The 14961-nt window shown below is 44.2% G+C and carries 13 protein-coding genes and 2 pseudogenes; 12 read left to right on the forward strand and 3 right to left on the reverse strand.

Translation table 11 applies throughout. The features are described from left to right. Positions 1–116 precede the first annotated feature (116 nt). The 12 genes and pseudogenes from ACE1CD_RS09615 to ACE1CD_RS09670 form a co-directional block, all read left to right on the forward strand. A pseudogene (locus ACE1CD_RS09615) lies at positions 117–827 on the forward strand (Fe-S cluster assembly protein SufB); the annotation flags it as partial. Between the two features lie 666 nt (positions 828–1493). Beyond that, positions 1494–1706: pseudogene (locus ACE1CD_RS09620) on the forward strand (LAGLIDADG family homing endonuclease); the annotation flags it as partial. A gap of 63 nt (positions 1707–1769) precedes the next feature. After that, positions 1770–2636 carry a Fe-S cluster assembly protein SufB gene (gene sufB, locus ACE1CD_RS09625; protein WP_374823744.1) on the forward strand — a complete coding sequence of 289 codons (867 nt, stop codon included), beginning with the start codon at positions 1770–1772 and terminating at the stop codon, positions 2634–2636. 169 nt (positions 2637–2805) lie between these two features. Then, positions 2806–3594, forward strand: coding sequence for a Fe-S cluster assembly ATPase SufC (sufC, locus tag ACE1CD_RS09630; protein WP_374823522.1), 789 nt, complete (start codon positions 2806–2808; stop codon positions 3592–3594). Beyond that, positions 3591–4949, forward strand: coding sequence for a Fe-S cluster assembly protein SufD (gene sufD, locus ACE1CD_RS09635; RefSeq protein ID WP_374823524.1), 1359 nt, complete (start codon positions 3591–3593; stop codon positions 4947–4949). The genes sufC and sufD overlap by 4 nt, the downstream gene beginning before the upstream one ends. Before the next feature lie 89 nt (positions 4950–5038). After that, entirely contained in the window at positions 5039–6301 is a 1263-nt protein-coding gene (locus tag ACE1CD_RS09640; RefSeq protein ID WP_374823527.1) for a SufS family cysteine desulfurase, read from the forward strand. A 136-nt stretch (positions 6302–6437) separates the two neighbouring features. Then, positions 6438–6875 carry a hypothetical protein gene (locus tag ACE1CD_RS09645; protein ID WP_374823529.1) on the forward strand — a complete coding sequence of 146 codons (438 nt, stop codon included), beginning with the start codon at positions 6438–6440 and terminating at the stop codon, positions 6873–6875. Beyond that, positions 6856–7344 carry a hypothetical protein gene (locus ACE1CD_RS09650; RefSeq protein ID WP_374823532.1) on the forward strand — a complete coding sequence of 163 codons (489 nt, stop codon included), beginning with the start codon at positions 6856–6858 and terminating at the stop codon, positions 7342–7344. The genes ACE1CD_RS09645 and ACE1CD_RS09650 overlap by 20 nt, the downstream gene beginning before the upstream one ends. A gap of 85 nt (positions 7345–7429) precedes the next feature. Beyond that, a complete protein-coding gene (locus ACE1CD_RS09655) occupies positions 7430–8629 on the forward strand; it encodes a ribonuclease III domain-containing protein (RefSeq protein ID WP_374823535.1) in 1200 nt (399 codons plus the stop codon). Between the two features lie 623 nt (positions 8630–9252). Continuing rightward, positions 9253–9669 (forward strand): Imm1 family immunity protein, encoded by a 417-nt coding sequence (locus ACE1CD_RS09660; RefSeq protein ID WP_374823538.1) that lies wholly within the window; start codon positions 9253–9255, stop codon positions 9667–9669. A gap of 151 nt (positions 9670–9820) precedes the next feature. Then, positions 9821–10213 (forward strand): hypothetical protein, encoded by a 393-nt coding sequence (locus ACE1CD_RS09665; RefSeq protein ID WP_374823541.1) that lies wholly within the window; start codon positions 9821–9823, stop codon positions 10211–10213. A gap of 597 nt (positions 10214–10810) precedes the next feature. Then, entirely contained in the window at positions 10811–11284 is a 474-nt protein-coding gene (locus ACE1CD_RS09670; RefSeq protein WP_374823543.1) for a TspO/MBR family protein, read from the forward strand. 61 nt (positions 11285–11345) lie between these two features. Here ACE1CD_RS09670 and ACE1CD_RS09675 read toward each other — a convergent pair whose 3' ends face one another. From ACE1CD_RS09675 to ACE1CD_RS09685, 3 genes are all read right to left on the reverse strand, one after another. Beyond that, the gene (locus ACE1CD_RS09675; protein ID WP_374823546.1) at positions 11346–12710 is read right to left on the reverse strand and encodes a glycosyltransferase family 4 protein; all 1365 of its coding nucleotides are present in this window, start codon (positions 12708–12710) and stop codon (positions 11346–11348) included. A gap of 654 nt (positions 12711–13364) precedes the next feature. Then, on the reverse strand, positions 13365–14375 hold the full coding sequence (locus tag ACE1CD_RS09680; protein ID WP_374823549.1) for an SGNH/GDSL hydrolase family protein: 1011 nt from the start codon (positions 14373–14375) through the stop codon (positions 13365–13367). After that, a complete protein-coding gene (locus ACE1CD_RS09685) occupies positions 14372–14953 on the reverse strand; it encodes a YdcF family protein (RefSeq protein WP_374823747.1) in 582 nt (193 codons plus the stop codon). The genes ACE1CD_RS09680 and ACE1CD_RS09685 overlap by 4 nt, the downstream gene beginning before the upstream one ends. Positions 14954–14961 lie beyond the last annotated feature (8 nt).

Raw genomic sequence — 14961 nt, forward strand, 5'->3', positions numbered from 1 at the left:
AAGTCTATTGTAATGCCTGGGGGCAAGTGTTGGCATCCAACCTCACCGGCGCGATCGCAGCCCACACATCTGCCATCCTTAGAGATTTGTTTAGAACACGAGAGAACACGATAAACATGAGTGCCACCGTCAAAACCTTAGTCAATCAGCCTTACAAATACGGCTTTGTCACCGATATCGAGGCAGACGTTATTCCTCGCGGTCTTAACGAGGATATCATTCGTCTGATCTCAGCCAAGAAAAACGAGCCAGAATTCATGCTGGAGTTTCGCCTCAAAGCATACCGGCAATGGCTGAAGATGGCTGAACCAACCTGGCCCCAAGTAAAATATCCACCAATTAATTATCAAGATATTATCTATTACTCGGCTCCCAAGCAAAAGCCCAAGAAGCTCAACAGCTTGGAGGAAGTAGACCCTGCCTTGTTGGAAACCTTTGAGAAGCTAGGCATTCCCCTATCCGAGCAAAAGCGCCTTTCCAACGTAGCCGTAGACGCCATCTTCGATAGCGTTTCCGTTGCGACTACCTTTAAGGAAAAGTTAGCCAAGGAAGGCGTGATCTTCTGTTCCATCTCGGAAGCTTTGAAAGAATATCCGGAGTTGCTGCAAAAGTACCTTGGCAGCGTAGTGCCGATCGCAGATAATTACTACGCCGCCCTCAACTCAGCCGTCTTCAGCGATGGTTCCTTCGTTTACATACCCAAAAACACTCGCTGTCCGATGGAATTGTCCACCTACTTCCGCATCAACACAGGCGACTCCGGGCAATTCGAGCGGACGCTAATTATAGCAGAAGAAGGCAGTTATGTCAGCTACCTGGAAGGTTGCCACCCAGCAGGCGAACAGGTTTCCACTCCAGACGGATGGGTTAACATCGAGAGCCTGAAGCCTGGTGACACGGTTTACGATCGCGATGGAAAAGTCCAGAAAGTGCGTGCAGCGATGGTGCGACACCACAAAGGCGAAATGATTACTATTCGTCCGGTGTCTCGATACAACGCATTCCGACTGACACCAGAACATCCTGTACTGGCAATTAAGCGTTCTCAAGTGGTGACGAAACGCCAGCCGCGTAACGGCTGGTTGCCAGAAGTCGATACGAAAAAACTGGTTGCAGCCAAACCAGAATGGATAAAAGCGGGAGATTTGGAAAAAGGAGATTTCGTTCTCGTTCCAAAACTGTATGTGCAGGAGAACGAGCAGTTCAGCGATGCAGAAGTGGAACTGTTGGGTTATTACCTGGCTGAAGGCAGCACTTATTACAACCAAGCTAATCGGCAGTATACGAACCAACTGTCATTCGGACTAGCAGAAAAAACTTTAGCCGATCGCGCCCGCCAGTTGGTGGAAACAGTTACCGGACGGAAAGCTTATCTCACCGAACAACCCGATCGCAACGGTTTGGGACTGAGCTTCTACTCCCAGCAATACTCGGATTGGTTTGCACACCACTGCGGTAAAGGGGCGGCTTCCAAAACCCTCAGCCCTGAATTGATGAACTTGGGAACAAGACAAACCAAGATTTTGCTGGATGCTTATTTAGCGGGAGATGGGAATGTGTGCGAACGTAACGGTTCCCAAATGGTTCGCTACTGCACCAGTTCCGAAGCCCTAGCCCAGCAAGTGCAGATGCTTCTCAACCGTCTGGGAGTTCATAGCTGGATTCAAACTCGTCCGGGTGGAGAGGCAAAATTCTCCAACCAGTCAGAACGCACCATCTACCGTCAACCTTCATACCACGTCGGCTACACAGCAGATAAAACTTGGGATATGGTACGGCAAACGGAAACGCATTTCCTAGTACCCATACAAGAAATTACTCGCGAACCGTGGGACGATTTAGTTTTCAACATTGATGTAGCCGAAACTCACAGCTACCTGGTGCGCGGAATTGCCGTCCACAACTGTACCGCGCCCATGTTTGACACCAACCAATTGCACGCAGCGGTAGTAGAATTAGTTGCTTTAGATAACGCCGAAATCAAATATTCTACAGTGCAAAACTGGTACGCTGGCGATGAAAATGGCAAAGGCGGTATCTACAACTTTGTTACCAAACGCGGTTTGTGCCAAGGAGTCAATTCCAAGATTTCTTGGACGCAGGTAGAAACTGGTTCTGCTATTACTTGGAAATATCCCAGTTGCGTGTTAGTTGGCGATAATTCTGTGGGAGAATTCTACTCGGTAGCGCTGACCAATCACAAGCAGCAAGCCGATACAGGAACCAAGATGATCCACGTCGGCAAAAACACTCGCAGCACGATTATTTCCAAAGGTATTTCTGCTGGCAATTCCCAAAATAGTTATCGCGGTTTGGTGAAAATAGGGCCAAAAGCAGAAGGTGCGAGAAACTATTCCCAGTGCGACTCGATGCTGATCGGCGATAATGCCCAAGCGAATACTTTCCCTTACATTCAAGTGCAGAATAACACCGGGAAAGTTGAGCATGAGGCATCTACTTCCAAGATTGGGGAAGACCAATTATTCTACTTCTCGCAACGCGGCATTTCCCAAGAAGATGCTATCTCGATGATGATTAGCGGTTTCTGTAAGGATGTGTTCAATCAATTGCCGATGGAATTTGCTGTGGAAGCTGACAGGTTGTTGAGTTTGAAGTTGGAAGGAAGTGTCGGGTAATTCTTGTGGAGCAGGCATCTTGCCTGCTAGCAATCGAGTCAGAGGCGAGACGCCTGTGCCACAAAATATCCACAAAATATTTTGTAGGGTGGGCATTGCCCACCTTATGTCTGAAATTAAATAACGAACTACGAAGACGCGAAGGTCGCGAAGGAAGAAAAGAGGAAACATGATTGTTGAAAATAGTGAGGTGATTCTGTCAGTTCGCAATCTGACGGCGAATGTTGATGGGAATCAAATTCTGAAGGGTGTGAATTTGGAAATTAAGGCGGGTGAAGTTCATGCCATTATGGGGCCAAATGGTTCCGGTAAGAGTACTTTCTCCAAGGTTTTGGCTGGACATCCCGCTTATGAGGTGACTGGCGGTGAGGTAATTTTTCAGGGACAAAATCTTCTGGAAATGGAACCGGAAGAACGGGCGCGGGGTGGTGTATTTTTGGCTTTTCAATACCCGTTAGAAATTCCGGGAGTGAGTAATTTAGATTTTCTGCGCGTTGCTTATAATTCCCGCCGCAAGAGTCAGGGTTTAGAGGAATTAGATGCGTTTGATTTTGATGAATTAATTCAAGAAAAGCTGGAAGTGGTAAAGATGAATCCGGCTTTTTTGAGTCGCAGTGTCAATGAAGGTTTTTCTGGTGGTGAGAAAAAGCGGAATGAGATTCTGCAAATGGCGCTGCTGGAACCGAAGTTAGCAATTCTGGATGAAACTGATTCTGGTTTGGATATCGACGCGCTGAAAATTGTGGCGAATGGGGTTAACCAATTGGCAAAACCCGATAATGCGACTTTGATGATTACTCACTATCAACGATTGCTAGATTACATTGTGCCGGATTTTGTTCATGTGATGGAAAGCGGCAGAATTATTACTAGCGGAACTAAGGAGTTGGCGCTGGAATTGGAAGCACGCGGTTATGATTGGGTGCGGGAAGAAGAAGCTGAGGTGGCGGCGCGATGAGTAGTCAAGTTTTAACTTCTACAAATAAGGATGCATATCTGGCGGAGTTGTTAGATCGGGTTTATAAATCCACCCCACCCCAATCCTCCCCGCAGGCGGGGAGGGTGATGGAGGAATTGCGCGATCGCGCATCATCTGTCGTCCTCGAACACACTTTCCCCACCACAAGGGATGAGGCGTGGCGCTTTACCGATATTTCGCCTTTGTTGCAGGTGAATTTTCAGCTACCGGAAACGAGTGCAATTCCATCTCTACCTTTATCCGATATTAAACCGCTGATTTTCTCGGAAGCAGCAGACAGTCGGTTGGTTTTTGTCAATGGCATTTATGCGCCTCAACTGTCTTCGGTTGCTAATATCCCAAGTGGTATATTCGTTGGTAATTTAACTCAATTACCTGAAAATTATCTTTCGCGTTTGCCAAATTATTTAGGCAAGCAACAAGGCGCAGTTGAAGTTTTCACCGCCCTCAATACGGCGGGATTGACAGATGCAGCAGTCGTATGGGTGGCTAGAAATCAAATCGTTGAAACGCCTATCCATCTGCTGTTTATCTCTACGCTAAGTCAATCGCCGATCATTTCTCAGCCGCGCTGTTTGGTGGTAGCAGAAACTAACAGTCAAGTAACTTTGATTGAAGATTACTTGACAATTAGTGACTGGTGTGTAAACAATGCTAATCCCTACTTCGTGAATACGGTAACGGAAATTTGGGCTGAAGAAAATGCCCAAGTTAACCACAGTCGCATTCAGCGAGATAGCAAGGTAGCTTTTCACATTGGCAAGACGGCTGTAAGCCAAGCGCGTTACAGTCGCTATACCTGCAATGCGATTAATATGGGTGGGAAAATATCGCGCCATAATTTAGAAATCTGTCAAACTGGCGAACAAACAGAAACCACTCTCAACGGTTTGACGATGATTTCTGGGGAACAGTTGGCGGATACTCACAGTGAGATAATTTTGAATTGTCCTCACAGTTCGACTCGTCAGTTGCAGAAGAATATTGCTAGCGATCGCTCTCATATTGTATTCAATGGTAGAGTTTTTGTCGCTAAAGCCGCGCAACTGACAGATGCGGGACAACTCAACCGCAATTTGCTGCTATCGCCAAAAGCGAGAGTCGATACAAAACCCCAACTGGAAATTATTGCCGATAACGTCAAATGTACGCACGGCGCAACGGTGAGTCAGTTGGATGATGAGGAAATCTTTTATCTGCAAAGTCGCGGTTTAGATAAAGTCAGCGCCTACAATTTGCTGGTTGATGCTTTTGCAGCGGAAATTATTAACTTGATTCCGCTGACTTCCGTGGAAATAATGCTTTCTCAGTGCGTTGCTTGTCGATCGATTTAATAGTGATGGGGGAGTGGGTAAGGCAAAATTGTCTTTTGATTTTTCTTTCCCTCTTCCCCTAGACCCTAGCCCCTAGCCCCTCTTCTCCTATGACTTTTACTCAAGAAAAAACATTAGCCGATCGCGTTCGTGCTGACTTTCCCATTTTACACCAGGAAGTCAACGGCAAACCTTTAGTTTACTTGGACAATGCCGCTACTTCTCAAAAGCCTGTCGCCGTTCTCGACGCGCTGCGAAATTACTACGAACAGTACAATTCTAACGTGCATCGCGGCGTCCACACTCTCAGCGCCAAAGCTACAGATGCTTATGAAGGCGCAAGGGTAAAAATTGCTAAATTTGTCAATGCAGCTTTACCTGAAGAAATTATATACGCCCGCAATGCTTCCGAAGCAATTAACTTGATAGCTTATGCTTGGGGATTGACAAATTTGCAACCGGGTGATGAAGTGATTCTCTCGGTGATGGAACACCACAGCAATTTAGTTCCTTGGCAACTTGTGGCTAAAACTACAGGCGCAGTGCTGAAGTTTGTGGAACTGACACCAAACCAAGAATTCGATTTAGAACAGTTCAAAACACTGGTTTCCGATCAAACAAAACTGGTTTCTACCGTTTACGTTTCCAACACGCTGGGCTGTATTAATCCAGTTAAAGAAATTAGCGAAATCGCTCATCGCTACGGATCGAAAGTATTAATTGATGCTTGCCAAGCAGCGCCGCATATGCCGATCGACGTGCGTGCGATCGATTGCGATTGGCTAGTAGCTTCCGGTCACAAAATGTGCGGGCCAACTGGTATCGGCTTCCTCTACGGTAAGCGAGAAATACTGAAAGCAATGCCTCCGTTTATGGGTGGTGGCGAAATGATTGCCGATGTGTTTTTAGACCATTCTACTTATGCAGATTTACCGCATAAATTTGAAGCCGGAACACCTGCAATTGCAGAAGCAATAGGACTAGGTGCTGCTGTCGATTATCTCAGCAATATTGGCATGGATAAAATTCATGCTTACGAAGCAGAATTGACAGCTTATTTGTTTGAACAATTGCGACAAATTCCCCAAATCCAAACTTATGGCCCACAGCCCGATCGTAACGGCGAAGGTAGAGCTGCACTCGCTGCTTTCACTGCTGGAGAAGTCCACCCCCACGACTTATCTACAATATTAGATCAAGCCGGAATTGCCATTCGCGCCGGACATCACTGCACTCAACCTTTGCACCGTTATATCAAAGCGCAATCTACAGCGAGAGCGAGTTTGTATTTCTACAATACGCGGGAAGAAATTGATGTGTTTATTGCGGCTTTGAAGGAAGCGATCGAGTTTTTTGGTGGTATCTTTGGGTAGAATGATAGGGTGGGCTTTTTGCTCACTCTACCATTTTATTACTCTTCTTAGTAGAGGTAGTAGTAAAATATAATATAGTTGCTTTTTACCTAAAAAAGCAATCTCTAAAAATAGAAGCACCTGGCAGCAAGCCATTATGAGTGAAAACAAAGAATTACAACAATCGGCAGTAAAACCTTATATTCCAGAAGCTGACATATCTAAGACTGACGAAGAAGCATGGTTTTTCAAAAGTATCGGAAAATTACAAGAATTAGAAAATTTACCAGCTAACTGGGATAGTTATGGTGCTAATCCACCAAACTCAATAGCTCTCTTCTGGGGAAGAGAATCCCTCACAGTTTTATTTGAGATGAATTTTCCCCCTACTCAAATTACACCCTCGGTAGAGGAAGGTGTAGGAATTTGCTTTATAAGGGGTAAAAAATATGCCGATCTTGAGTGTTTCAACACAGGCGAAATTTTAGCTGTAATCTCTGATGGTCAAGGTAATCCGAATGTATGGGAAGTAAATCCTAACCGAGAAGAAATTAAAATTTCACTAGAAAGAATCCGTGTCTACCTCCAATCCTGATCGCCCAGAAAGAATGTACCGCGCTGGTCGCCCAGTCGATCCAGATTTCTCACCAGAGGAAAAACTTTACTTCCGCTATAAAGAAATGGAAATAGTAGAAGGGCGTGTAATGCCAACAGGAATTCGATTTCCAGATTTTTCTGTAAATCGCTCAAAGTATAGCGAACCTGAAGATGTATTAATCCCCAGCTATGGAGAGTATGGCATTTTGACATTCAAGGTAAAAGATATTCCAGCACCAGAAAGAACAAATGAAACCACATTGTACGAGTGGAAAGCAGTACACGAACCTACTGAAGACAACTATTCTCATTCTGAAGTTCAAACATTTAAAAATGGAATGTATACAAAAAAGCTAGATGTACCCAAAACTCTGAAAAAGAAATTTAGAGTGATTCTCAGTGAGAGAATGTCTGTTATCCATGAACCGAGCAAAAGTAATTCCGAAGGTAATACTACTTCCAACTGACAGGAACCTTGTTCACGTTAGTTGCTGTTGGAAATCAGAACGGCTATGAAAATTTACTACTAAAATTAGGAGGATCAATCCAAAGGTGGCTATAAATATCGAGGCTGTTAAAAAAGCGATCGCTATTCCCGACTTTAACCAAACAAAGCTCCTTGAAATTGCTCTGACTCATTCTTCGTACATCTACGATAACCCCAGCCTGAATCGGCAACAACAAGACTTACAGGAGCGCGAGTACAGACGGCTAGCAATACTAGGCGACTCCATTCTTGGTGCTGTTGTCATCGACTACTTACATAAAAAATTCCCGAATTTTAGTCAATTTACGCTAACTGAATGCAAAAGTAAACTTGTAAGCCGAGAGAATGCTTATGAATTTGCACGAAAATTGAATTTAAGGCAGTTATGTTTGCTTGGCAGAAGCGAGAACGGCAAAGATGAAAGTGAGCAGAAGGATCTCTTTGGTGAGATGTTCGAGGCTTTGTTGGGTGCAATTTACCTGAACTTTGACCGGGATTTTTCTCCTACCCGTGACTGGCTTGTTAAGCACTTAATTGCTAATGCTGTAGACGCGCTATTGACAGATAATTCTATAGTAGAACAACAATTGCCAGCAGACAGTTTATTGGCAGTTAGTAATATGAATGCTGACGAAGCCACTCAAGTATTGTGGCAGATGAAAGGAGAGATTGATTCCTTAGTTAATGATAATGAGGAATTTCAGAAACTTCTTACCTGGGTAAAACAGAAATCTCTGCCAGTTGATTCTTCTTACAAACCAAGAAAAGTTAGAGCTTTTTACCTTGCCTTAATCCGTATTCTTGGTAGTGCTTTTGCTCGTAACTTTGACCCTACTCGTGGAGGTTCTCAAGCTCGTCAGTTTGCGACTAACTTTAGTCGTGCTAATGATATTGCTAATGATATTGCTCTTGACCTTGCCTTTAAAGCTAATCCCCATCTCTCTCCCGCAAATGTTCTTGCATCTATCTCTGTTATTAACTTTGAACCTGAACTGAAACAAGCGCTGCAAAAGTTACAAGCTGAAATGCCAGATCCGAAGGAAGAAAAAGAAAGTTTTGACACTTGGCGAAAAGCTAACGGTGAAAATTGGCTTAAGGAATTAAGATTAGCGATCGGTCACAATTTGCAGTTCAGCGATAAGCAAAAAGATTTGCTTAAACAGTATTATGATGCTAATAAGCTGCTACTGGAGTGTATCGGTGCTGCTAATGTTACCTCCGAAGTAAAAGAGGAAATTTTGGAAAGTTTGTTTTTGCCTAAATAATCTTAATTAAGAATCAAAAAGCGCTCAAATTTTGAGGTAATACTTTTGAAGAATAAAGCAGGGTTGGCAATACCGACCCTGCTTTCTACTTTTTTGACAAAGTTTAATACAAAATTTAATACTGTTTAAATATATTATCCGATCTAATTCTCTTACACTGTTGCCTTTGATTCATATCTAAAATTGGGGAAAATTAAACTGACCATCGAATGATGCCAGGATGAAATTCTTTTCTTTTGGGTAAAAGAAAGCGGTTCCTTGACCCTAAAAGGTTTTTTCCTAATCAAGGACGCTGAAGTGTGACTATTACTTCGACGCTCTTTTTGGAGGAGAAAACAGCTTATTCTAACAAGTTAGTTTAGTCAATTCTAACAAGTCAGGTCAGGTCAGTCAAAACCTAAAGACTTTCCGTAGTCCCTAACTACGCCCTAGTCACTGGGTTTGGTCAGTTTAATTGTCTATTTGAATAATAACAACCTCTCAGCCGATTGTCAACTACCAGCGATAAATTTTTTATTAGTATTAGTTTGTGGTTCATTTGCGGTTAAAAGGAAAGCGCGATCGCCAAGCAAAGCATAACAGCAGACAATCACAATTAAACCACCAAACAGAAGGAGGCAATAATGTTTGTTTCAAATCTATCAATAGAAAACTGGGTTAGCAACAGAGATGAAGGTGAATTTCTCGAAAATCCTACTTGGAATCAAATAGAATCTGCCATCCGTGACTTAAACGGTAAAAGCAAAACTCTAGTCACATTAGGCAATGATGACGAGTCTTATATGGCTATTGGTAGTGGTGAATCCGGAAAATATATCGTTAATGTAACTTTCGATAACATCAGTTTTACTAACTTAGTAGATTTATCAAAACCAGATGAAATAGAAAAGCTGGTTGTTGGTGGACAAGAGGGAAATTACCAGGCTAAGATGTGTGTTGATTTACAGAAAGTTTTGCTTGCTGCTAAAACATTTGCCGAATTAGGACAACTTGAGTCGTCACTTTCTTGGGAAGAAGATAAATCATTGGTAGTGCTTTAATGAAGTGCGTTAGCGAAGCGGCGCGATCGCTCTTTCTTCATCTGCGTTTATCTGCGTCCATCTGTCTTCATCTGCGGTGAAAAGAAAAGAGCGATCGCCTTCTCCACACCAATTCAGTTAAAATAGTTGAAACACTAGCAGACATCTAGCCATGTCAGAAGTTATCATCCCACAGCAGACAGAGAAAATAACACAGCATCCCTTAGAAACTGTGCTTAAAGACTTAGAATACCTAGTTAAAACTTTGGAAATGGAAATAGAGGTAGCGCCAAGCGATCGCAAAGCGCATCAAGACTTATTGCGACGCATCCACCGAGTTTCTTTATCAGCACTCCAAACACCCGATGAAGCTTGGCCTAACATTGTATATCCTGACGCTCCCACTCAAGCCGTTACCATTGTCGAAGATGATGAGGAATTCGATCCGGAAATTAAAGCATTGAAGGAACAAGGATGGCAAATTATGACTGTCAGCCAGTTCAAGAAAAATGTGCAAGACATCGCTACACAAAACTTCCGTTCCAGCCACTATTCAATTGCATAAGGAGTCGAATTAACTGCTAAATCTAAATATATTTTCCAAATTCATCCCCTGGTTATCACTGAAGACTTACCAGCACTCCCATCAGAACTGATAACAGCTTTTAGCGATGAATATCGTCCTATCCTATCTGCCGATCCTTACGGTTGTAAGGGTTTCCCAAATCACGATTTAAGAGGACGTTTAGAGGACTTCCGTACCTTAGACATTGACTTTGGCGGAATTTCCTATCGGCTAGTGTATCGCGTTTACGAATCACCAGCGCCTAAACGGGTGTATGTGGTAAGCTTTGCCGAACACGATCCAGCTTACGACCTGGCAAAAGAACGAATGGGTAGAGCAAAATAGAAAGGTTATCAAGTGTGCTTCGCCCTTTTTTCATCTGCGTTTATCTGCGTGTATCTGCGGTAAAAAGAAAAGCGCGATCGCACTCCTAAAAACCATAAAATAAGCCCACACAGCCGAGCTTAATTTTTTATATTTTCTATCTAAAGATAGATGCCATAAATATTATCACCACAGGCTGATTAAACTGAGCTATTAACTTGAGAAAATTTCTATAGAAGTGGCCTGTCGGCGTCAAAAAGTAAAGGTAGGGTAATGATTAAATCTTGGATGGTAATTGCGGCGGTAGGCTTATTAATTGCGCTGGGGAGCAACTTGTTTACTCCTAGCGATGTTAAGTGGTTCAAACGCTTACAGCGTCCCCAATGGCTAACATTTGAATTTGCTATCCCTTTGATTTGGACATTTATTTTTATTTGCGGTGGCTGGTCAGCTTATATTGTGTGGGAAAAAAACCCTGGAACTGCTAGAACTTGGTGGCTGATGGCCTTTTATATTCTGGTGGAGATTGCGATCGTAGCCTACACCCCGGTTATGTTTAGGCTTCGCAGTCTCAAAGTAGGCACTATTATTGGTGCTATTGGTTCGATTTTGGGTGTAATTTTAGCAATAACAGTCTCGACTGTTTCTGGCTGGGCAGCTTTGTTGCTTCTTCCCTACGCGATTTGGAGTCCGATCGGAACTTACACCACTTGGGAGATGATTCGCCTCAATCCTCAAGACGAGTAGCGGCGAAATATTTAATTGCTGCCAGACCCCGAAACAGGTATCTGCGAAGCCGAAGTAATTATTAGTGAGCTTGATTAACGGCGATCGGAGTTGGCGGTGTTGGTTCGGGTTCTGTGACTATGGCTTTGCCCAGCAAAACCTCAGAATATTTTTGGGCAATAATGTCCAGTGTAAAGTTTGATTTGAGGTAGGAACGACCCGCCTTACCCATGCGATCGGCTAATTGGCTATCGCTAACCAAACGGCGAATAAAATTAGCCAAACCGATCGCGTCGTTATTCCGGAAAGAAGCACCGCACTTCGCTTCTTCAACCAGCTGGCGTAAATAGGAACGTTCCTCACAAATTACTCCCACCGGACGCCCAGCCGCTAAAATACCGTAAAGTTTGCTGGGAGCAACCAATCCCTCCATTCCCGGACTGACGGTAACTAAAGATAAATCACAGGCAGTCAGGGAGTAGGGAAGGTTCTCCTTGTGCTGGTAAGGCAAAAACAAACAATTGGTCAAACCCAGCTCGCTGATTCTATCCTCACAAGCTTGACGCTTAGCGCCATCTCCTATAAAGACAAATTGGATGGGTTCGTTTTGTAGAAGTTCCGCCACTTCCACAATTGTCTCCATATCGTGACAGCGCCCCATGTTACCGGAATAAAGAACCGTAAATTTATCCACCAGCTTGTACTTTTGGGCGAACCAGTTCTCTTGTTTGGGCATCGGAACGATCGCATCGGGATCGGCCCAACTGTGAATAACGGCAACTTTATCTGCGACTTCCGGACACTTGGCGACGATGCGCTGTTTCATAGAGGGGCTGAGGACTATTACCCCTTGGGCGTTTTTCCAAATTTGTTGGTTAATTACATCCCACAGTCGAACTAACCAATGGTGAACGGGGACGACTTGCAGTTCCACCGCCACATCCGGATACAAGTCATACAGCAAACATACATAGGGCAATCCAAACCAAACATTAGCTAAGTAGCCCAAAATAGGTAAGAAAGGCGGTGCAGTGGTGACGAGTAAAACATCACCTCTCCAACAGGTTTTCAGTAAGTGGACTGCCGATCGCACACAGAATAACAGACCGTTGACCGCTTTACCGCGTATTCGTTTGGGCCAAAGCCGAGATGAGCGCGATCGCCTGATCGACATCTTGTCCTTATATTCTTCGCTGGGAGCGCTTTCCTTTTGAAAGGCGTACCCTGGCTGTCCTGTGAAGATGTGGACGTACATACCGTAATGCCTCAACTGCGAGGCTAGCTCTTCAATGAGCTGTCCGGTAGCGGCATAGTCAGGTGGATAAAACTGCGTAATAATAGATAGTTTGACTGAATGCTGCTGTTTGGGAATATTTCCATTCCTTATGGCACCTCGCCGGTGAGTCAAAAACTGGTACAACTTGTGTTCCCCTTGTAGAATTCCCATTTATCATGCCCTAAAGCTTTCGTGAGGTCAAAACAATAGTGACGCAACTAGAGCCATCCCTTCCCCTGGAGCCATTTATTTTTTCATACCCAGCCAAAAGAAGGGGAGACCTGTCTTGAGAAGCCGGATCTTTAGCGTCTCAAACCTCCTTCCCTGAATTAATTTACTTAGATGTCCCCGTTGGATACCCCGTTCCCAGAGTAGGCAAATCGAAAGCTCACTGGGGTGTATCGCTTTCTAGTCAAGCCTTTGGTTTTGGTGAAAGGACTTAAGGCAGTGCAATTGGTTGTAGCACAAGGCGACCGATTGTAGCTGAGATCAGCCCTTTCGGGGTAGTTTTGCAATTCAAAGGCGAAATTTTAATTCTTCAGACAGCGAGCGATCTTGCTGCATTCGGAATTAGGTAGCTTTCTTTTGAGCTTGTTTAGCTCTGACTCTCTTTCCCTCATAGGTTGTGCCTTTGCGGGTAAAGTAGTTTACCTATAAAGTCTACAAAACCCTCACTTATTATTCCGGAGATCCTGGGGAAAAGACTGTATAAATATGGATCGGGGTTGCCAACCCGTATTTTTGCTGTTGTACGTAAACAGATTTGCTGGCTGTACATATCGCCACCGTTACATTACTGACGGAAGCAAATGGCTAAAAGATTCTTTAAGGCACGATCGGTAAAGGAGGAGGCTTCTTAGGTAAGCAGGTTGTTAACTGGCGACCTACACAAAGTCGATCGAACAGTTTTTGCGCGATCGCTTGATGCGCTGGTACTGTCAGATGTACCCAATCTCGAAAGTAAGTTTCTACAGTTCCAGGTGGTAAAGTTGACCAAGCCGCATGAGCGTCAATCATAGGAACTCGTAAACTTTTTAGCAACCGTAAAAACTCGGATTTATACTTGGGCTGTTTTGGTTTTGGCAGTAAATCATCATAATTCGGGGTAAATAAAACAAATACTGGTATCTTTTGTGTGCGAACCAGCATCACTATCTGTTTTAAACTTTGCATATTCTCTTGGAACTGCCGATCGGGATCGTTAGAAGTGGGAGGCGGAAGTTCTCCCGGCAAAGAACCCAGCTTTAACCGAAAGGCTAAGTTCGGCCAAGCGTAGCGCGTCCAAGCTTCCTGAATTGCCAGCAGCGGCGGATGAGTGGGAAAAGAGGGATGATGGCCGACGATCGCACTATTACTGGTAGGCTGAGTTAAATCGTGAGTACCTATTTGCAGGATGACGGCATCTGCGTTAAAAGTACCGAATTCCCGCAGATATCCAAGTTGATTGCCTATTCCCCAAGAACCGGATGAAGCGTTGAGAACTTCTGCCGGATGTCCGGATGCAGATAATTTTGCTTCAAAAAGTTCTGTAATAATTTGATTTTGATCTGTGGGATTGCCGCCATTAAGAACCGAGTCGCCAGTCATTAATATTCTCAGTTTTCCCGGAGTTTTTTTTGGCGTAATCGGTTCGGAACGCTGAGAATATTGGTTGTACTGAATGTGCTTGCCAAATCGAAATACTTTTTGATTTGGTTTAAATCGATAGCCTGTATCGGGGTCAGTTTGTACTAAAACTGGATTTCCCAAACCCAAAGCCAGCCGCAATGTCACCTCGCTCACGATAAAAATACCAACTAGAGAACCCGGTATCCAGTACTTAGCAGGTATCCTCATCGCCAAACCTCCAATGTATTAGAAAAACTGGCTCCAGTACGACCTGTAAAAATCCAAAGCAACGAACGACAAACATCGCGGAAAATGCGAAGCCAAGATTCGGTCGGTTCGCCGGATGGCACCGAAACGGGTGTAAAGGCGATACCTTGGCTGCCGAAAATGATGGTAGCGATCGCCATCGCTCGCGGTATATGATGGACTGAGGTAATTACGTACAAATGTTGCATATGCCGACTTTTGAAATCGGCAACTAAAGTGGTAAAGTTGGTGACGGTATCTACTGCTCGTCTATCTATATGCAGTCTGCTTTCTGGAATACCGTAGGCGCGAAAAATCTCGTTACTTCTGTAAGTCGGTACGCCAGTAGAAACCCAAATTTCTAATGTAGGATGAGCGAGGGCAAATTCGGCGGTAAAAATTTCTCGCTCTATTCCTCCGCCCAATGTGAATATAGCTTGGGGTTGGGGTGCTTGCAGATGAGCGATCGCCAGTCGCACCGGAATTATGACTAGCAACACCGTCAGGGCGGTGCTTGCTAACAAGAGTAACTTAAATCGCTTCCGTTTGCGATTCAACACACTAGCCA

It is taken from the genome of Aerosakkonema sp. BLCC-F183, from assembly GCF_041929145.1.
GTDB lineage: Bacteria > Cyanobacteriota > Cyanobacteriia > Cyanobacteriales > Aerosakkonemataceae > Aerosakkonema.

Bases quoted from the DNA above. Each gene is read 5' to 3' on its own strand.
- sufB (WP_374823744.1), top strand. From the start codon at position 1,770: ATGGTACGGCAAACGGAAACGCATTTCCTAGTACCCATACAAGAAATT.
- sufC (WP_374823522.1), top strand. From the start codon at position 2,806: ATGATTGTTGAAAATAGTGAGGTGATTCTGTCAGTTCGCAATCTGACG.
- sufD (WP_374823524.1), top strand. From the start codon at position 3,591: ATGAGTAGTCAAGTTTTAACTTCTACAAATAAGGATGCATATCTGGCG.
- ACE1CD_RS09640 (WP_374823527.1), top strand. From the start codon at position 5,039: ATGACTTTTACTCAAGAAAAAACATTAGCCGATCGCGTTCGTGCTGAC.
- ACE1CD_RS09645 (WP_374823529.1), top strand. From the start codon at position 6,438: ATGAGTGAAAACAAAGAATTACAACAATCGGCAGTAAAACCTTATATT.
- ACE1CD_RS09660 (WP_374823538.1), top strand. From the start codon at position 9,253: ATGTTTGTTTCAAATCTATCAATAGAAAACTGGGTTAGCAACAGAGAT.
- ACE1CD_RS09665 (WP_374823541.1), top strand. From the start codon at position 9,821: ATGTCAGAAGTTATCATCCCACAGCAGACAGAGAAAATAACACAGCAT.
- ACE1CD_RS09670 (WP_374823543.1), top strand. From the start codon at position 10,811: ATGATTAAATCTTGGATGGTAATTGCGGCGGTAGGCTTATTAATTGCG.
- ACE1CD_RS09675 (WP_374823546.1), bottom strand. From the start codon at position 12,710: ATGGGAATTCTACAAGGGGAACACAAGTTGTACCAGTTTTTGACTCAC.
- ACE1CD_RS09680 (WP_374823549.1), bottom strand. From the start codon at position 14,375: ATGAGGATACCTGCTAAGTACTGGATACCGGGTTCTCTAGTTGGTATT.